Consider the following 19,395-nt stretch of genomic DNA (forward strand, 5'->3'; position numbering starts at 1 on the left):
GTTTCAGCAGGCGTATTTTCTACGTTATAAGCGCATTTGGCCGGTTCTGCCGCGAAACCGCCAAAAATGATGACTAAGCGCCTAAGCTGAATCATTCAAAACAATACCTGGCGCCAACAGACGCCAAAAAGGAGAAAGCATGCTCGAGCTCACCATAGAGCAGATATCCATGGGCCAGTCTGCCGTGGATAAGTCCGAAGCCTTGCAATTGCTGGCCCGGCATCTGGTCACCGATGGCCTGGTGGCCGAGGGTTATCTCACCGGTTTGCAGGCGCGAGAAGCCCAGGGCTCGACCTTTCTCGGTCAAGGTATTGCCATCCCCCACGGTACGCCGCAAACCCGCGATCTGGTGTTTTCCACCGGCGTGAGGCTGATGCAGTTCCCCGAAGGCGTGGATTGGGGCGATGGCCAGATCGTGTACCTGGCGATCGGTATCGCCGCCAAATCCGATGAGCACTTGCGATTGCTGCAACTGCTGACCCGCGCCCTCGGTGAAACCGACCTCGGCCAGGCCCTGCGTCGCGCCAGTTCCGCCGAAGCCTTGTTGAAACTGCTGCAAGGCGCGCCGCAAGAACTGGCGCTGGATGCACAAATGATCGGCCTTGGTGTCTCCGCCGATGACTTCGAAGAACTGGTGTGGCGCGGTGCGCGCTTGCTGCGCCAGGCAGATTGCGTGAGCAACGGTTTCTCCGCTGTTTTGCAGCAAGTCGAGGCGCTGCCGCTGGGTGATGGCTTGTGGTGGTTGCACAGCGAACAAACGGTCAAGCGCCCGGGCCTGGCCTTCGTCACCCCCGACAAACCCATGCGCTACCTCGGCCAGCCGCTCAGCGGTCTGTTCTGCCTGGCCAGCCTCGGCGAAGCCCATCAGGCCTTGCTCGAGCGTCTTTGTGCGTTGCTGATCGAAGGCCGTGGCCACGAATTGGGCCGCGCCACCAGCAGCCGTAAAGTCCTCGAAGTGCTGGGCGGTGAACTGCCGGCGGATTGGCCGAGCGCGCGCATTGCGTTGGCCAACGCCCACGGTTTGCACGCACGCCCGGCGAAAATCCTTGCGCAATTGGCGAAGAGTTTTGAAGGCGAAATCCGCGTGCGCATCGTCGATGGCCAGGACAGCGCCGTGTCGGTGAAGAGCTTGAGCAAATTGCTCAGCCTCGGCGCCCGGCGCGGTCAGGTGCTGGAATTCGTCGCTGAACCGAGCATCGCCGCCGACGCCTTGCCAGCCTTGCTCGCCGCCATCGAAGAGGGCTTGGGCGAAGAAGTCGAGCCGTTGCCCGCCGTGAGCCAGCAGCGCGAGGTGTTTGCCGATGTCGCCGAAGTGCTCCTCGCGCCAGCGTCCGGCAGCCTGGTCCAGGCCATTGCCGCTGCACCGGGCATCGCCATTGGCCCGGCGCACATTCAAGTGCTGCAAACCATCGATTACCCGTTGCGTGGCGAGTCCGCCGCCATCGAGCGCGAGCGTCTCAAACAGGCGTTGGCGCACGTGCGTCGCGACATCGAAGGTTTGATCGAGCGCAGCAAATCCAAGGCCATTCGCGAGATTTTCATCACCCACCAGGAAATGCTCGACGACCCGGAACTGACCGATGAAGTCGACACCCGCCTCAAGCAAGGCGAAAGCGCCGAAGCGGCGTGGATGGCGGTGATCGAAGCCGCGGCCAAACAACAGGAATCGCTGCAGGACGCCTTGCTCGCCGAACGGGCCGCTGACTTGCGCGACATTGGCCGTCGGGTGCTGACGCAACTCAGCGGCGTCGAAACCCCGAGTGAACCCGATCAGCCGTACATTCTGGTGATGGACGAAGTCGGCCCGTCCGACGTCGCCCGTCTCGATCCAACCCGCGTGGCCGGCATTCTCACGGCCCGTGGCGGCGCGACCGCTCACAGCGCGATTGTCGCCCGGGCGCTGGGCATCCCGGCCTTGGTCGGTGCCGGTGCAGCGGTGTTGCTGCTGGCGCCGGGCACGCCGTTGCTGATTGACGGTCAGCGCGGTCGTCTGCACGTGGACGCCGACGCGGCGACCTTGCAGCGCGCCACCGAAGAACGCGACACCCGCGAACAACGCCTGAAAGCCGCCGCCGAACAACGTCATCAACCGGCGCTGACCACCGACGGCCACGCGGTCGAAGTGTTCGCTAACATCGGCGAAAGCGCAGGCGTGACCAGCGCGGTGGAGCAGGGTGCCGAAGGCATTGGTTTGCTGCGCACCGAACTGATTTTCATGGCCCATTCCCAGGCGCCGGACGAGGCGACCCAGGAAGTCGAATACCGCCGCGTCCTCGATGGCCTGGCTGGTCGTCCCTTGGTCGTTCGCACCCTCGATGTCGGGGGCGATAAACCACTGCCGTACTGGCCGATTGCGAAAGAAGAAAACCCGTTCCTCGGCGTGCGTGGCATTCGCCTGACCTTGCAGCGTCCACAGATCATGGAAGCGCAATTGCGCGCCTTGCTCCGTGCGGCGGACAACCGCCCGTTGCGGATTATGTTCCCGATGGTCGGCAGCGTTGATGAGTGGCGCCAGGCACGGGACATGACCGAACGCCTGCGTCTGGAAATCCCCGTCGCCGACTTGCAACTGGGGATCATGATCGAGGTGCCATCGGCGGCCTTGCTTGCTCCAGTGCTGGCCAAGGAAGTGGACTTCTTCAGCGTTGGCACCAATGACCTGACCCAATACACCCTGGCCATCGACCGCGGTCATCCAACCTTGTCGGCCCAGGCTGACGGCTTGCACCCGGCGGTGCTGCAATTGATCGACATCACCGTGCGCGCGGCCCATGCCAACGGCAAGTGGGTCGGCGTGTGCGGTGAGCTGGCGGCCGACCCGCTGGCGGTGCCGGTGCTGGTCGGTCTCGGCGTGGACGAGCTCAGCGTGTCCGGTCGTAGCATTGCCGAGGTCAAGGCGCGCATCCGCGAACTCAGCCTGAGCCAAACCAGAATTCTCGCCCAACAGGCCCTGGCCGTGGGCAGCGCCAATGAAGTGCGCGCATTAGTGGAGGCCCTGTAATGGCCAAGATACTGACCCTTACGCTCAACCCGGCGTTGGACTTGACGGTGCAGTTGCCGCGTCTTGAGCCCGGCCACGTCAATCGCAGCGACGAGATGCACACCCACGCCGCCGGTAAAGGCGTGAACGTGGCGCAGGTGCTGGCCGACCTCGGGCATCAACTGACGGTCAGCGGTTTCCTCGGTGAAGACAACCTTCAAGCGTTCGAAACCCTGTTCGCCAAACGCGGGTTTGTCGATGCGTTCATCCGGGTGCCCGGTGAGACACGCAGCAACATCAAACTGGCGGAAAACGATGGGCGCATCACCGACATCAACGGGCCAGGACCGATGGTCAATGAGGCCGCGCAGCAAGCGTTGCTGGATCGACTTGATCAGATTGCGCCCGGTCATGACGCCGTCGTTGTGGCCGGCAGCCTGCCACAAGGGATCAGTCCTCAGTGGTTGCAGGCGTTGATTGAGCGTTTGAAAAACCTCGGTCTGAACGTCGCCCTCGACACCAGCGGCGAAGCCTTGCGTGCTGCGCTCAAGGCCGGCCCCTGGCTGATCAAACCGAACACTGAAGAACTGGCCGACGCGCTGGGCTGCGAGGTGATATCGGTGGCGGCACAAGCCGAAGCGGCGAGCCGTTTGCGCGCTCAAGGCATCGAGCATGTGGTGATCTCCCACGGTGCCGATGGCGTGAATTGGTTCAGTGTCGGCACGGCGATGCATGCCACGCCGCCCAAGGTCAGCGTCGCCAGCACCGTGGGCGCGGGCGATTCGTTGCTGGCCGGCATGCTCCACGGTTTGCTCAGCGCCGACACGCCTGAACAGACCTTGCGCACCGCTACGGCGATTGCCGCGATGGCGGTCACGCAGATCGGTTTCGGAATGGGCGATGTCGCGCAGTTGGCGCGGCTCGAACAGGGCGTGCGCATCCGCACCCTGACAGAACAATAAGAGGGTTTGTCATGAAGTTAGCCATTGTTACGGCCTGCCCGAACGGCATGGTTACCAGTGTGCTGTGCGCCCGTTTGCTCGATGCAGCGGCCCAGCGTCAGGGCTGGAGCACCAGCGTCGAAGTGGTGGATGCCGCGCACCCGGAACGTCAGCTGTCAGCGGCCACGATTGAAGCGGCCGAGTGGGTGCTGCTGGTCACCAGTACGCCGGTGGATATGTCGCGGTTTGTTGGCAAACGCGTCTTCCAGAGCACGCCCGCTCAAGCGCTGCAGGATGTCGAAGCGGTGCTGCGACGCGGTGCTGAAGACGCTCAGGTGTATGTCGCGCCCGAAGCTGTCGCGCAACCTGCTGCTGCCGTTCAAAACGCGCCACGCCTGGTGGCGATCACGGCGTGTCCGACGGGTGTCGCTCACACCTTCATGGCCGCCGAAGCCTTGCAGCAAGCAGCCAAGCGTCTGGGCTACGACCTGCAAGTAGAAACCCAGGGCTCGGTCGGCGCGCGCAATCCACTCAGCGCTGCGGCAATTGCCGATGCCGATGTGGTGCTGTTGGCGTGCGATATCGAAGTCGCCACCGAGCGTTTTGCCGGCAAGAAAATCTACCGCTGCGGTACTGGCATTGCGTTGAAACAAGCCGAGGCGACGCTGAATAAAGCGCTGGCCGAAGGCAAGCAGGAAACCGCATCGACCGGCGCCAAAGGCCCGGCCAAACAGGAGAAGACCGGCGTCTATAAACACCTGCTGACGGGCGTGTCGTTCATGTTGCCGATGGTGGTGGCGGGCGGCTTGATGATTGCGTTGTCGTTCGTGTTTGGTATCACCGCATTCAAGGAGGAAGGCACACTCGCCGCCGCACTGATGCAGATCGGTGGCGAGACTGCATTCAAGTTGATGGTGCCGTTGCTGGCGGGTTACATCGCCTACTCGATCGCCGACCGTCCGGGGCTGGCGCCGGGGATGATCGGTGGCCTGCTGGCGAGCACCTTGGGCGCCGGTTTTATCGGCGGGATCATTGCCGGTTTCATCGCCGGTTACGCGGCGCAGGCGATCAATCGATACGCACGCTTGCCGCAAAGTCTTGAGGCGCTGAAACCGATCCTGATCATCCCGTTGCTGGCGAGCCTGTTCACTGGCCTGGTGATGATTTACATCGTCGGCAAACCGGTGGCTGGGATGCTCGAGGGGCTCACACACTTCCTCGACAGCATGGGCACCACCAACGCAATTCTGCTCGGTGTGCTGCTCGGCGGAATGATGTGCGTCGACCTTGGCGGACCGATCAACAAGGCCGCGTATGCGTTCTCGGTCGGGCTGCTGGCCTCGCAAAGTTATGCACCGATGGCCGCGACCATGGCCGCCGGCATGGTGCCGCCGATTGGCTTGGGCATCGCCACGTTTATCGCACGGCGCAAGTTTGCTCAGGCCGAACGCGAGGCGGGTAAAGCGGCGCTGGTGTTGGGGCTGTGTTTCATCTCCGAAGGGGCGATTCCGTTTGCTGCCAAAGACCCGTTGCGGGTGATTCCAGCGAGCATTGCCGGGGGCGCATTGACCGGTGCGTTGTCGATGTATTTCGGCTGCAAACTGATGGCGCCGCACGGTGGGTTGTTTGTGTTGGCGATCCCGAATGCGATCAACCATGCGCTGTTGTACCTGCTGGCGATTGTGGCGGGGAGTTTGTTGACGGCGGTGGCGTATGCGCTGCTCAAGCGGCCGGAAGTTGTTGAGATGGCACTGGAACCCGCCAAGGCCTGACACCAACCTTGTAGGAGCGAGGCTTGCCCGCGAAGGCGAACTGACAGACACATATTTTGTTGAATGTTAAACCGTCTTCGCGGGCAAGCCTCGCTCCTACATGGGCGCGCGGTGTCACACCGGTTTCATGCGCACGTGCTTTAGTTTTCCTTTTGAGGGAGAACACCATGAGCGAATTCGACCTCGGCCGCCGGCGTGTCATGCAAGCCGTCGGCGCCGGGCTTTTGCTTCCAGGGCTGGCGCCGGCCGTCATCGCCTCGGTCAAGGACCGTCCGCAACTCACCGATGGCGTGCAGTCCGGCGATCTGATGGGCGACCGGGCGATGATCTGGAGCCGCAGCGACCGGCCGGCGCGGATGGTGGTGGAATGGGACACCCGCAGCTTGTTCAGCAACCCCCGTCGATTCGTCTCGCCATTGGCCGATGCGCGCAGCGATTTCACCGCACGGGTCGAACTCACGGGCCTGCCGGCCGATCAGTCGATTTTCTATCGCGTGTATTTCGAAGACGCCCACAGCGGCGTCGCCAGCGAACCCTGGTTCGGCCACTTGCGCAGCGTGCCGCAAACCCGGCGCGACCTTCGTTTCGTCTGGAGCGGCGACACCGTTGGCCAGGGCTTCGGCATCAACCCGGAAATCGGCGGCATGCGCATCTACGAAGCCATGCGTCTGCGCCTGCCCGACTTCTTTATCCACAGCGGCGACACCATCTACGCCGACGGTCCGGTGCCGGCGCAACTGACCACCGAAAGCGGCCGGGTGTGGCGCAATATCACCAGCGAAGCCAAGAGCAAGGTCGCTGAATCCCTCGACGACTACCGCGGCAATTACCGCTACAACTTGATGGACGAAAACGTCCGTCGCTTCAACGCCGAAGTCCCGCAGATCTGGCAGTGGGACGACCATGAAGTGGTGAACAACTGGTCACCGGGCAAGCAGTTGGATGACCGATACAAGAGCAAAGATATCCACAGCCTGGTGGGCCGCGCCCGCCAGGCCTGGCTCGAATATGCGCCCATGCGTCTACAGAGCGCCGATGGCGGCGGGCGGATTTATCGCCAGCTTGGCTATGGGCCGATGCTGGATGTGTTCGTGCTGGACATGCGCAGCTATCGCGAAGCCAATGACGACAACCTCGGCGCCGGCAAACCGTTTTTTGGTCGTGAGCAACTCGACTGGCTCAAGGCTTCGTTAAAAGCCTCCACTGCCCAATGGAAAGTCATCGCCGCCGACATGCCGATCGGCCTCGGCGTTCCCGACGGAGAGGTCCGCCCGGGTGTGGCGCGCTGGGAAGCGGTGGCCAACGGTGATCCCGGACCGGCCCAGGGACGTGAACTGGAAATCGCTGAACTCTTGGGCTTTTTACGGGCGCAGCAGGTGCGCAATTACGTGTTCCTGACGGCGGATGTGCATTACTGCGCCGCGCATCATTACCACCCGGATCGCGCCGCGTTCCAGGATTTCGAGCCGTTCTGGGAGTTTGTGGCCGGGCCGTTGAATGCCGGGAGCTTCGGACCCAATCCGCTGGACAAGACCTTCGGGCCCGAAGTGGTTTTCGAGAAAGCTCCGCTGGCACAAAACACCTCGCCGTTTGCCGGTTTTCAGTTTTTTGGCGAGGTGAATATCGATGGGCAGACGGGGGAGATGAGTGTGGTGTTACGGGATCTGGATGGGGTGGCGGTGTTTGAGCAGAAAGTGCAGCCGGTCTGATGGTCGTACGCCAGCCCCCTGTAGGAGCGAGCCTGCTCGCGATGGCGATCTCACAGTCAACGAAGCTGTTGAATGTGATGACCTCATAGCGAGCAGGCTCACTCCTGCAGGGAGTGCGGGTTGTCAGTAGACGTCGCGGCGGTAACGGCCCTGTTCGATCAGTCGGTCCACTTCTTCAATCCCGAGCACTTCGTTGAGTACGTGATCCACGCCTGAAGCCATTCCCTGCAAGCTGCCGCAGATGTAAATCACGGCGCCGTCGGCCAACCATTTTTTCAGCTCATCCGCAGACTCACGCAGCCGATCCTGTACATAAATCTTCTCGGCCTGATCCCGCGAGAACGCCAGGTCCAGTCGCTCCAGATCACCTGACGTCAACCACTCCTCAAGCTCATCGCGGCACAGATAGTCGTATTCCCGATTTCGCTCACCGAACAGCAACCAATGCCGTTGCTGCCCATCGGTAATGCGCGCCTTGAGCAAACTGCGCAGCCCGGCCAGCCCGGTGCCGTTGCCCAGCAGGATCATCGGCACCGGCTCGGTCGGCAGGTGGAAGCCACTGTTGCGCCTCACTCGCAGGCTGATGGTGCCACCCACCGGCGCGTGTTCGGTCAGCCAACCGGAGCCGATGCCCAGGCTGCCATCGGCATGCAACTCCTGACGCACGATCAGTTCGAGCACGCCGTCGGCGGCGATCGAGGCGATGGAGTATTCGCGCAGGGCCAAGGGCACCAGGGCGTCGGCCAGCGCTTGCGCGTGCAGGCCGACCAGGTGGGTTCTGTTTTCCGGCAGTTGTCGGCTGGCGAGGGCTTGCTCCAGCGGTTGCGACAGTCCGTCGAAGGTCACCATAGCCCGGCCTTCAATGCCCAGGCCATCAAGGAAATGCTCGATCGCCCACGGGCAATTGCGTGGCAGGATTTCCACCAGATCCCCCGCCAGCCAACTGCTGGTCGTCGGGGCGGTCAGGCCCAGCAAGTACACCGGTGAGCCGCTGCTGTCCGGGTTCATCAACTCGCGGCGGGTCAGGGTCCAGTGGTCGTAGCTCGGGGCTTGCCAGGTGTCGACCGGCGCTTGCCCGGTCAACAGACCGAGTTGCTGCTGCCAGTGACGCAAGGCGTAAGGGTCGCCGCTGTCGACTTCCACCGGGGCGAACAAGGTCTTGCCGCCATGTTCGCCCAGCCAGGTGTGCAAGCGTCGGGCGAAGCCGCAGAAGTGTTGATACTGGCGATCACCGAGACCCAGTACCGCATAATTCAGGCTTTCCAGGTTCGACGCCTGGCCCAGCACCTTGCGCTCGAAAACCCGGGCGCTGTCCGGTGCTTCGCCGTCGCCGAAGGTGCTGACCACGAACAGCGCATTGCTGGATTCACGCAAATCCTGTTCGCTGACATTCGCCAGCGGCTGAACCTTCACCGGCAGGCCGGCCGCCTGCAATTGCCCGGCGGTCTGCCACGCCAGTTGCTCGGCAAAGCCGCTTTGGCTGGCGAAGCCGATCAACCAAGCGGGTGCATTGCTGCCCGTTTGCGCGAAGTCTTTGCGGGCGTCCCTGATCTGTTTTTTCTTGCGGCGACGGTCCAGGTACAACAACCAGCCAGTGACGAAGAACAGCGGCATGGTCAGCGCGGTGAGGGTCAGGATGATCCGCCCGACGATGCCGAAGTAACTGCCCACGTGCAGCGCGTAGATACTGGTCAGCAACTGCGCCTTGAGGCTCTTGTCGCTGTAACGGTCATGCCGTTTGACGAGGCCGGTGGCCGGATCGAGGGTGATCTGGTTCAGCGCACGGTCATGGGGCGAAGTGTTCAACAGGTAGTAAACGGTGGCGGGTTGGCCGGCCACGGGCGGCATGCGGATGTTGTAGGCACTGAGTGCCGGACCTGCGGCGCTGTAGATGCTGCTCCACATGGCGGCGTAATCGGCGGTGGGCGCCGGGCCGCTTGGCGCAGGACCTCGACCGCCGCGCACGCGCTCTTTTTGCGGAGCGTCGGAAAGCAATTGGGTCAGGCCCTTGTTGTACCACTCATAGGACCAGGACAACCCGGTCAGCGCTGACAGGAGGTAAAACACCAGGCACCAGGTGCCGGCCACCGAGTGCAGGTCCCAGTTGAAACTGCGGCCCTTTTTCTTCCAGTCGAGGGTCAGCCAGGCGCGCCAGTTTTTCCATTGGCGCGGCCAGCGCAGGTACAGACCGGACAGGCAGAAAAACACCAGGATCAGCGTGCAGGCCCCGGTGATCTGCCGCCCGGTATCGCCCATGGCGAGGAAACGGTGCAGTTGCAGCATCAGGCCGAAGAAGTCCTGGCCGGTGGCTTCACCCATGAACTCGGCGGTGTACGGATCGAAGTAGCGCATCTCGCCACGGCGTTCGCCCGGTGGCGGTGTGAAACTCACCCGCGCGGCATTGCCGCTGTCGGTATCGACCCAGAGCATCGCGACTTTTTTGCCGGAGGCGCCCTCGATTTTTTCCACCAGTTCGGCGGGCGGCAGCACACCGGCAACCTGCTTTTCGACCTGCAGCACGGAAGGATTGAGCACGCTGAGGATTTCATCCTCAAACGACACCATCGCCCCGGTGATGCCCATCAGGGCCAGGACCAGTCCGGCACTGATGCCAAAAAACCAGTGCAACTGGAACAGGGTTTTCTTCAACACGTCGCTCGCCTTGTTCGTTCGAAATAATCATCACGGCGCGCATTATGCCGTGGGTTGCTGAGAAACATTCTTTTTTACGTACAAAAGCCCCGTTCATGTAGATGAACGGGGCCTGGCCTGATTTCAGCCTCACCCACATCCCATGTGGGAGCGGGCTTGCTCGCGAATGCGGAGTATCAGTCGACACCTTTATCGGGTGTGATGGCCCCTTCGCGAGCAAGCCCGCTCCCACAGGGGATTGCGGTGTGGCTGGCAATCAGAAGTGGAAGTTGGTGCTCAGCAATGCCGTGCGGCCTGCCGCCTGGTTGGCGAAGTGGGTCGAGAAGGCTTTGTCGTAGTAGGTTTCGTCGGTCAGGTTCTGCACGTTCAGTTGCAAGTCGACGTTTTTAGTCAACTTGTACGCGGCCATTGCGTCGTAACGAACGTAGGAATCGACCATGGTGGTGTTGGCCACACTGCCGAATACATCGTCAACATAGAACGCACCGCCACCGATGGTCAGCTTCGGCGTGACTTGATAGGTCGTCCACAGGCTTGCGCTGTTTTTCGGGGTGTTAGGCAGCTCGTTACCATCGTTGGCTTTGCCCAGTGGGCCGCCGTCGACTTGCTCGCTGTCCATGTAGGCGTAACCGGCGAAGACTTGCCATTTTTCAGTGATCTTGCCGGTGGCCGACAGTTCGATACCTTGAACGCGGGTTTTGCCAGCGTTCTCATACGAAGTGGTATCGACTTGTACGCGGGCGTTTTCTTTCTCGGTGCGGAAGATATCGGCGGTCAGCGACAGGCGATCGTTCAGCAAGTCCCACTTGGTGCCGATTTCGTAGTTCTTGGTGGTTTCCGGCTCCATGTCGCTGCTCAGCAGATTGCCGTTGCGATCCGGAGTGCCGCCCAACGGATTGCCTTCCTGGCCTTCGCCCAGGGTGTTGCCCGGCGGCGTGGCGGAGGTGGCATAGGACGCGTAGATGCTGCCGTTTTCGGCCGGTTTGTAGACCACGCCGAACTGGCCGGTCACGAACTCGCTGACATCATCTCCTTTGGAGGTGGTCACGCTGGACGCGTTGTAGGTTTTGTACTTCGTGTCGAAATGGTCGTAACGCAGGCCCATGTTCACCAGCCATTGTTCTGACAATTCCAGCGTGTCGAACACGTACAGCGCATAGGTGTTGGCTTTGGTATCGGTGCCGGCGTAGTTACGCGAGATTGCACCGTTCCATGGATCGTTCGGGTTCGGGTTGGACAGCGAGGTGCAGTTGTAGCCGCTTGGTGCGCCGATGATCGCCGGGCGGCAGTTGTTTGTCGCTGCAGCCGTCGCCGGGGTGGTGTCGGTGTTGACGCTGTACGAGGATTTTTCGCTTTCCTCGTGGCTCAACTCGATACCGGTGGAGAAGCTGTTCTTGAACCCGGCGATGTAGACGTCGCCAAACAGATCGGTCTGGTTCGTGGTGGTCTCGGTGTTGCTGACGCGGGTGTTGGCCCGGCGCCAGACGCTGCCGTTATTGACGTTGCCCTTGCTGTCATCCGGCTGGGTCAGGATGTAATCCTGCATGCTGTTGCCGTGGCGCAGGGTGTTCTTGACGGTCAGCGCATCGGTCAGGTCGTGCTCGATGGCGAAGGTTGCTGTGTCGGTGCGGCCCTTGCGGAAATCGCGATCCAGACCGTAGAAGTTGCTGTCATCGCCACCGGCGAACGGCTTGTCCGGGTTGGACTTGGTGCGGGCGGCGGAACCGGCGACCGGGATGGTGTACGGAATGCCCGAGTCTGGCGTGTCGTTGCTTTCCAGATGGTAGTAATCGAGGTTGACCCGGGTGTCGGTGCCCAGGCCGAACGCCAGCGACGGCGCGATGCCCCAGCGGTCGTAATCGACGCTGTCACGGCCGGCGACATTGCTTTCGTGGCTCATCAGGTTCAGACGGCCAGCGGCGGTGTCGGTGAACTGGTAATTGCCGTCCAGGGTGTAACGCTGGGTCTGGTCCGAACCCCAGGTAAAACCACCGTCAAACGAGTCGCCCAAGTGCGCCTTTTTGCTCACCAGGTTAATGCTGCCGCCCGCCGCGCCACGGCCGCCAATGGCCGAGTTCGGGCCTTTGCTGACTTCGATCGATTCGACGGCGAAGATCTCGCGGCTCTGCGAACCGGTGTCGCGCACGCCGTCCAGATAGGTGTCGCCCTGAGCGTCGAAACCACGAATGAACGGACGATCGCCTTGTGGGTTGCCACCTTCACCGGCACCGAAGGTGATGCCCGGAACGGTGCGCAGTGCGTCCTGCATGTTGAGGGCGCCGGTGTCCTTGAGCACCTGCTGCGGGATGACGGTGACCGAGCGCGGTGTGTCCACCAGCGGTGCGGTGTACTTGGGCGAGGAGGCTTTTTCGACGTTGTAGGACGTCGCGTCCTGAGCTTCGCCAGTGATGGCGGTTGCGCCCAGGGAAATCGCATTGCCCGGCGCTTTTCCCTCGGTCTCTTGCGCCGCGAAAACCATGTGTCCGGCAGAGCCGGCCGTGATCGCCACGCCAATTGCAGACGCGAGCAAACGCGGTGAACTGACCGGTAATTGTGATTGTTGGCGTGACATGTGAATTCCCCTCCCCAAGGATTTGAGGCCGCGGAATATAGGGTAGACGCGTATTTGTATCAATTGCGAAACGTTACTATTCGCGAGGAATTTACATTCTTTACAATTTAACCTTACGGTTTTTGATGATTCGTTCGTCGTGGGGGTTTTACACGGCCAATAAGAATCAATACCATTGCCGCCTCTTTACCTCCAGGTGTCATCCCATGCTGCTGCACATTCCCGGCGTGTTCGCGAAAGAAGAAGTGCAGCGCATCCGCGAGGCTCTGGAGCAGGCAGATTGGGCCGATGGAAAAATCACCGCCGGCTACCAGTCGGCCAAAGCCAAGCACAACCTGCAAATGCCTGAAGGTCATCCGCTGGCCAAGGAAGTGGGCGCGGCGATGCTGGAGCGGCTGTGGAAAAATCCGCTGTTCATGTCCGCAGCGTTGCCGCACAAGGTTTTTCCTCCGTTGCTGAACTGTTACACGGCGGGCGGCAGTTTCGACTTTCATATCGACAATGCCGTGCGCCAGCCCAAGGGCGGTATCGAGCGGGTTCGCACCGATCTGTCAGCGACGCTGTTTTTCAGCGAACCGGACGACTATGACGGCGGAGAACTGGAAATCCAGGACACCTTCGGCACCCAGCGCGTGAAGTTGCCCGCCGGGGACATGGTCCTGTATCCCGGCACCAGCCTGCACAAGGTCAACGCCGTCACCCGCGGCACGCGTTATGCGTCGTTCTTCTGGACCCAAAGCCTGGTGCGCGAAGACAGTCAGCGCGCGTTGCTGTACGAGATGGACGGGGCGATCCAGCAACTGACTCAGGACATGCCCGATCACCCGTCGCTGATCCGCCTCACGGGCACGTATCACAACCTCTTGCGTCGCTGGGTCGACGTATGAGTTTTCAATTGCGCCGCGAGGAAGTCCTCGATGGTGATTCGCTCAAAGCCATGCTGGAGGAAAGCCCCGCTCGTGCGGCGCAGGCGATTCTGATCGCTGCCCGCGAAGGCGTGCTCGACGCTCAGGCCTTGCTCGGGCAGATTCTGCTGGACGGCCAGGGCATCGCGATGGATCAGGCGCTGGCGCTGCGCTGGTTCGCGATTGCGGCTCAGGGCGGTCACTTGATGGCGCGCAACATGCTCGGTCGTTGTCATGAACATGGCTGGGGGTGTGCGGCGGATGCCTCGATTGCTGCGCGGCATTATCGAATCGCCGTCGACGCCGGGCTGGATTGGGCGATGTACAACTACGCCAATCTGCTGGCCACCGGACGCGGGGTGACTGAGGATCAGTTGCAAGCGTTGAACCTTTATCGCCGTGCGGCTGAGCTGGGTCATGCGAAGTCGATGAACCTGCTGGGGCGTTATCTGGAACAAGGACGGGAGTGTCCGGCGGATCCGCAAGCTGCGCGTGAGTGGTATCGACGCTCGGCGCTCGGCGGTGACTTTCGCGGGCAGTTCAGTTATGCCGCGGTGCTGGCTGACGAGGGACATATCGAAGAAGCGCTGGGTTGGTTACGCAAGGCGATGGAGGCGGGGAATCTGAATTTTCTGCGGGTGGCGAGCAAGGCGCTGTTGAGCGCCTTGAATCCACAAATTCGTGAGTTAGCGGCTCTCTATCATCAGCGCGTCGCTCAGATGAGCGATGAGCGGTCCGTGTCAGGGGTTGTTGAGCTGGTTTAAATCACTATGATTGGAAACTAATCACATCTCATCAATTGCTTCCTGGAGACGAAATCATGGCGGCAACCAAAGTGCTGACGGCCCATGTCCCGTTGGAGCTAGCTGATAAAGTCGATCAGATGGCTGCGAAGCTGGAGCGTTCACGGGGCTGGATCGTGAAGCAAGCGCTTGCTGACTGGGTCGATCTGGAAGAGGACCGCAGCCGGCTTACTCGTGAGGCAATGACTGACGTTGACGCCGGACGTGTGATTGATCATCAGTCTGTCCAAGCCTGGGCAGAAAGTTTGGGCACTGATAAACCGTTGCCGGTACCGTACTGATGGAGTTGAAGTGGACGAGCAAGGCGTTATCGGATCTCGCCCGATTTTTTGATTTTTTTGCGGTAGTCAATCGTCCTGCGGCAGCCCGTACCATGCAATCTCTCACTCAGGCTCCCGAAGCGTTAATCAGCAATCCTCGGATCGGAGAGCGAGTCGACGAGTTTGAACCGCGAGATGTGCGACGACTTTTGGTCGGCCATTACGAAATGCGGTATGAGATTCAAGGCTCCACGCTCTACATCCTTCGTCTTTGGCATGTGAGAGAAAACCGATAAAAGTTGCTCCGACAGCCTGGAATGTCAGACACAAAAAAGCCCATGACACGTCATGGGCTTTTTGTTTTGAGCGTCTAGCGCTTACACGTAAAACGACTTCAGCGGCGGGAATCCATTGAATTCAACCGCGCTGTAACTGGTGGTATACGCACCGGTCGACAACCAGTACAAACGATCACCAATCGCCAGGTTCAGCGGCAGACCGTACTTGTAGTTCTCGTACATGATGTCGGCGCTGTCGCAGGTCGGGCCGGCGATGACCACTTCTTCCATCTCGCCTTTCTTCTCGGTCCAGATCGGGAACTTGATGGCTTCGTCCATGGTTTCGATCAGGCCGGAGAACTTGCCCACATCCGTGTACACCCATCGCTCTACCGCGGTACGGGATTTACGGGCGACCAGCACCACTTCGCTGACCAGGATTCCGGCGTTGGCGATTAGCGAGCGGCCCGGTTCCAGGATGATTTCCGGCAGTTCGTCACCGAAGTCTTCCTTGAGGAAACGGATGATTTCTTCAGCGTAGGTTTCCAGGCTGTTGGTGCGGGTGATGTAGTTGGCCGGGAAGCCACCGCCCATGTTGATCAGCTTCAGGTGAATGCCGTCTTCTTCTTTCAGGCGTTCGAAGATCACTTTGACCTTGGCGATCGCCGCGTCCCAGACGCTGATGTCGCGCTGTTGCGAGCCGACGTGGAACGAGATGCCGTATGGCACCAGGCCCAGGTCACGAGCGAGGATCAGCAGGTCCATGGCCATGTCGGTCTGGCAGCCGAATTTGCGCGACAGAGGCCAGTCAGCGGTGGTCGAGCCTTCGGTGAGGATGCGCACGTAGACTTTCGAGCCCGGTGCAGCCTTGGCGATGTTACGCAGGTCGGCTTCGGAGTCGGTGGCATACAGACGCACGCCCTTCTCGTAGAAGTAGCGGATGTCCTTGGATTTCTTGATGGTGTTGCCGTAGCTGATGCGATCCGGGCCGACACCCTGGTTCATCACTTTGTCGAGCTCGTAGATCGACGCGATGTCGAAGTTCGAGCCTTTCTCTTTGAGCAAGTCGATGATTTCGACGGCCGGGTTGGCCTTGACCGCGTAGTAGACCTTGGCGAATTCGAAACCGGCGCGCAGGTCGTCATAGGCCTGGCTGATCATCGCGGTGTCGATCACCACGAACGGGGTTTCTTGTTTGTCGGCGAAAGCCTTCATTTTGTTGAAGGTATCGCGCGCGAAATAGTCTTCGACGTTGATCGACATGCTGGGAACTCCTACTGGCAAACTGAAATTATCAATGGGTGCGAGGGTGTGTCATCAATGAAATCGCACTCGTGATTTCATTGATGACACACCCTCCTGAACGTCCTCCGTATCCCCACTTTGGTTCGCCTACTTCCCAAGGCATGTCGCCGAAAGCAAAAAGGCCATGGGAGGCGGTGCTTCCCTTGGCCTTGCTGTCTCGTCGTCAGTACTTGAGCCGGATGGATCGTTTCCAGCATGGACGTTCGGCGCGAACTTTAGGGCGTGAGGGGCTTGAGATCAACAAAAAATGTCGCGTTTTTGCACGCTTCCGTCGTGCGGTCCCCGACAGTTACTGATGTAACCGACCTGCATGACAGTGTGATGTTCCCCGGATAAGGGGATTTTGGCGGGATTCAGATAAATCGAGTTGGCCCATTCGCGGGCAAGCCTCGCTCCTACAGGGTTGCGGCATGCCGTGATGTTGCGTACGACACCGCACCTGTAGGAGCGAGGCTTGCCCGTGAAGGCGTCAGATCAGGCGACAGCAGTCTCGGCCGGCGAAACAATGCTGGTCTTGCCGCCACGGGACTTACCGGAACTCAGGTACTCGGCAATCGATTCCTGAGTCACTTCCCCCAGGAACACTCGCTCGGCATCCATCACCGGCAACCACGAGCGGTTGAACTCGTACATCCGTGACAACAGGATGCGCAAATGCTCGTCGTACGCTGCGGTGGCGTTGAATTCGCGCAGGTATTGCGTACAAGTACCGGTCTGACGGTGCAAGTCGCGACGTCGTACATAACCCAGCGCCTTGTTATCACCATCGGTGACCACCACATAACGACGGTCCAGTTCGTCCATCAACTCCAGGGCTTCGGCCACCGGCGTTTCCGGGCTCACCGACGGCGCGTTGTCCGCCGCGTCCTCAGCCTTCACCAGCAACAGACGCTTGAGGGTGCTGTCCTGACCGACGAAGTTGCTGACAAAGTCGTCCGCCGGATGCGCCAGCAGCGTGTCCGGGTGATCGATCTGCAGCAGCTTGCCGGCGCGGAAGATGGCAATCTTGTCGCCCAGCTTGATGGCTTCGTCGATGTCGTGGCTGACCATGATTACGGTCTTGTTCAGCGCGCGCTGCATTTCGAAGAACTCGTTCTGGATCATCTCGCGGTTGATCGGATCGACCGCGCCGAACGGTTCGTCCATCAGCAACAGCGGTGCATCCGCCGCCAGCGCACGAATCACGCCGATCCGTTGCTGTTGGCCACCGGACAACTCACGGGGGTAGCGATTCAGATACTGTTTGGGCTCGAGCTTGATCATGCTCATCAACTCGCGAGCGCGGTCGTGGCATTTCTGTTTGTCCCAGCCCAGCAGGCGCGGAACGATGGTGATGTTTTCCTCGATGGTCATGTTCGGGAACAAGCCAATTTGCTGGATCACATAACCGATGTTGCGACGCAGGGTCACGGCGTCGAGGTCGGTGGTGTCTTCGCCGTTGATCAGGATCTTGCCCGAGGTCGGCTTGATCAGGCGGTTGATCATTTTCAGCGTGGTGCTTTTGCCGCAGCCCGATGGCCCGAGGAACACACAGATCTCGCCTTCATTGACGGTCAGGCTTACCGAGTCCACGGCTTTCACATCTTTGCCGTTGCTTTGGAAGGTCTTGCTGAGGTTTTGAAGTTCGATCATTTGAGCAGTCCTTTAGGAGTCAGCGTGCGTTGCAGCCATTGCAGAAGCAGGTCGGCGAAGATGGCCAGGAGACTGACCAGCACGGCGCCGACGATCAGCATCGACATGTCGCTGCGGCTGATGGAAGCGAGAATGAGTACACCGAGGCCACCGGCACCGATGGTGGCGGCGATGGTCATGACACCGATGTTCATGACCACGGCGGTGCGCACACCGGCGAGGATCACCGGCACTGCGATCGGCAGTTCGACCATGCGCAGACGCTGGCCGAAGGTCATGCCGATGCCGCGCGCGGCTTCGCGAATGCCGGGGTCGACGCCGGTCAGGGCGAGGTAGGTGTTACGCATGATCGGCAGCAGCGAATACAGAAACACCGCCGTGATCGCCGGCATCGGACCGAGGCCCTGGCCGAATTTGGAGTAGAACGGCAGCAGCAGGCCGAACAGCGCAATCGACGGTACGGTCAGCAGCACGGTGGCGCTGGCTTGCAAGGGACCGGCGAGTGTCGGGAAACGTGTCATCAAAATGCCGAGCGGCACGCCGACCAGAATCGCCAAGGTCACGGCGATGCCGACCAGGGTGATGTGCTGCCAGGTCAGGTGCAGCACCAGCGGCCAGTCGAGATGGGAAAAGGCGTTGAGAAATTCCATGGCTTTTCCTCCTTAGTTCAATGGATGCTGGCGCAGGAAATCGGCGGCAACGGATGAAGGGCTTTCGTGATCGACATCGACCCGCGCATTGAGTTGGCGCATGGTGGCGTCGTCGAACAGTTCCGCCAGCGGCTTTATTTCTTCCGCCAGTTTTGGATGGGCGTCGAGGTAGTCCTGACGCACCACTGGCGCGGCGGTGTAATCCGGGAAGTAGTGCTTGTCGTCTTCAAGCAGTTTGAGCTTGAAGGCATTCAAACGACCGTCGGTGGTGTAGACCAGACCGGCAAATACCTGGCCATTGCGCAGGGCGGTGTAGACCAAACCTGCATCCATCTGCCGTATGTTTTTGCGGGTCAGGTTCATGCCGTAGAGGTCGACCATGCCGTCCAGACCGTCGGAACGGTTGGCGAACTCGGTGTCCAGCGCCACCAGGTGATTGGTCTTCGCCTCAGCCTGCAGCACCGTGTTCAGCTCGCTGATGGTGTTGATCTGCGGGTAAGCCTTCGCGGTGCTTTCCGGCAAGGCCAGGGCATAGGTGTTGCTGAATTTCGACGGGGTCAGCCAGATCAGGCCTTTTTTCGCATCGAGTTCTTTCACCTTGGCGTAGGACTGGGCGCTGTCGAGTTTTTCGGTGACATGGTTGTAAGCCACCAGCGACACGCCGGTGTATTCCCACATCAAATCCAGTTGGCCACTTTCGTGGGCGCTGCGGGCCAGATTGCTGCCCAGACCGCCGGTCACCTGGGTGTCGTAACCCTTGGTGCGCAGGTATTGGGAAGTGATTTCCGCCAGTAGGGTTTGTTCGGTGAACACCCGGGCGCCGATGCGGATCACCGGTTTTTCAGCGGCTTGGGCAAATCCTGCGAACAGCAGAACGCAGCCCATGATTAAGGTCATGCCTTTTAGGTGGAAAGCTTTCATAAATATTCCTTTGCC

Annotated in this window: 14 protein-coding genes; 8 read left to right on the plus strand and 6 right to left on the minus strand. The window is 60.5% G+C overall.

Going from position 1 to position 19,395, the window contains the following annotated elements; genetic code table 11:
* The first annotated feature begins 139 nt into the window (after window positions 1-139).
* The 4 genes from ptsP (at window position 140) to ACA068_RS04605 (ending at window position 7,402) form a co-directional block, all read left to right on the plus strand.
* Window positions 140-3,001 (plus strand): phosphoenolpyruvate--protein phosphotransferase, encoded by a 2,862-nt coding sequence (gene ptsP, locus ACA068_RS04590; protein WP_497307964.1) that lies wholly within the window; start codon window positions 140-142, stop codon window positions 2,999-3,001.
* A complete protein-coding gene (gene pfkB, locus ACA068_RS04595) occupies window positions 3,001-3,942 on the plus strand; it encodes a 1-phosphofructokinase (RefSeq protein ID WP_497307966.1) in 942 nt (313 codons plus the stop codon). The genes ptsP and pfkB overlap by 1 nt, the downstream gene beginning before the upstream one ends.
* 11 nt (window positions 3,943-3,953) lie before the next feature.
* Window positions 3,954-5,693, plus strand: a complete 1,740-nt coding sequence (locus tag ACA068_RS04600; RefSeq protein WP_497307968.1) for a PTS fructose-like transporter subunit IIB — start codon at window positions 3,954-3,956, stop codon at window positions 5,691-5,693.
* Window positions 5,694-5,860: 167 nt separating this feature from the next.
* Window positions 5,861-7,402 (plus strand): alkaline phosphatase D family protein, encoded by a 1,542-nt coding sequence (locus ACA068_RS04605; protein ID WP_497307969.1) that lies wholly within the window; start codon window positions 5,861-5,863, stop codon window positions 7,400-7,402.
* Between the two features lie 123 nt (window positions 7,403-7,525).
* Here the strand turns inward: ACA068_RS04605 and ACA068_RS04610 are convergent, their stop codons facing one another.
* Window positions 7,526-10,054, minus strand: coding sequence for a PepSY domain-containing protein (locus tag ACA068_RS04610; RefSeq protein WP_497307971.1), 2,529 nt, complete (start codon window positions 10,052-10,054; stop codon window positions 7,526-7,528).
* Between the two features lie 256 nt (window positions 10,055-10,310).
* Window positions 10,311-12,626, minus strand: a complete 2,316-nt coding sequence (locus ACA068_RS04615) for a TonB-dependent receptor (protein ID WP_497307973.1) — start codon at window positions 12,624-12,626, stop codon at window positions 10,311-10,313.
* A gap of 206 nt (window positions 12,627-12,832) precedes the next feature.
* On the opposite strand from ACA068_RS04615, the gene ACA068_RS04620 reads away from it, so the two are divergent.
* Genes ACA068_RS04620 through ACA068_RS04635 form a run of 4 tightly spaced genes read left to right on the plus strand, consistent with a single transcriptional unit; the run spans window position 12,833 to window position 14,890 of the window.
* The gene (locus ACA068_RS04620; protein ID WP_497307975.1) at window positions 12,833-13,513 is read left to right on the plus strand and encodes a Fe2+-dependent dioxygenase; all 681 of its coding nucleotides are present in this window, start codon (window positions 12,833-12,835) and stop codon (window positions 13,511-13,513) included.
* Window positions 13,510-14,295 (plus strand): tetratricopeptide repeat protein, encoded by a 786-nt coding sequence (locus ACA068_RS04625; protein ID WP_497307977.1) that lies wholly within the window; start codon window positions 13,510-13,512, stop codon window positions 14,293-14,295. Before ACA068_RS04620 ends, ACA068_RS04625 begins: the two co-directional genes overlap by 4 nt.
* Before the next feature lie 56 nt (window positions 14,296-14,351).
* Window positions 14,352-14,615, plus strand: coding sequence for a CopG family ribbon-helix-helix protein (locus ACA068_RS04630; protein WP_497307979.1), 264 nt, complete (start codon window positions 14,352-14,354; stop codon window positions 14,613-14,615).
* Complete coding sequence (locus ACA068_RS04635; protein ID WP_497307981.1) at window positions 14,615-14,890, plus strand: type II toxin-antitoxin system RelE/ParE family toxin; 276 nt, start codon at window positions 14,615-14,617, stop codon at window positions 14,888-14,890. The genes ACA068_RS04630 and ACA068_RS04635 overlap by 1 nt, the downstream gene beginning before the upstream one ends.
* 81 nt (window positions 14,891-14,971) lie before the next feature.
* Here the strand turns inward: ACA068_RS04635 and ACA068_RS04640 are convergent, their stop codons facing one another.
* The 4 genes from ACA068_RS04640 to ACA068_RS04655 form a co-directional block, all read right to left on the minus strand.
* On the minus strand, window positions 14,972-16,135 hold the full coding sequence (locus ACA068_RS04640) for a type III PLP-dependent enzyme (protein WP_033058084.1): 1,164 nt from the start codon (window positions 16,133-16,135) through the stop codon (window positions 14,972-14,974).
* A gap of 516 nt (window positions 16,136-16,651) precedes the next feature.
* On the minus strand, window positions 16,652-17,809 hold the full coding sequence (locus ACA068_RS04645) for an osmoprotectant ABC transporter ATP-binding protein OsmV (protein ID WP_497307983.1): 1,158 nt from the start codon (window positions 17,807-17,809) through the stop codon (window positions 16,652-16,654).
* Window positions 17,806-18,459 carry an ABC transporter permease gene (locus tag ACA068_RS04650; protein WP_046054361.1) on the minus strand — a complete coding sequence of 218 codons (654 nt, stop codon included), beginning with the start codon at window positions 18,457-18,459 and terminating at the stop codon, window positions 17,806-17,808. The genes ACA068_RS04645 and ACA068_RS04650 overlap by 4 nt, the downstream gene beginning before the upstream one ends.
* 12 nt (window positions 18,460-18,471) lie before the next feature.
* Window positions 18,472-19,380 (minus strand): glycine betaine ABC transporter substrate-binding protein, encoded by a 909-nt coding sequence (locus ACA068_RS04655; protein WP_497307986.1) that lies wholly within the window; start codon window positions 19,378-19,380, stop codon window positions 18,472-18,474.
* Between the last annotated feature and the right edge of the window lie 15 nt (window positions 19,381-19,395).

It is taken from the genome of Pseudomonas sp. LBUM1660, from assembly GCF_059695935.1.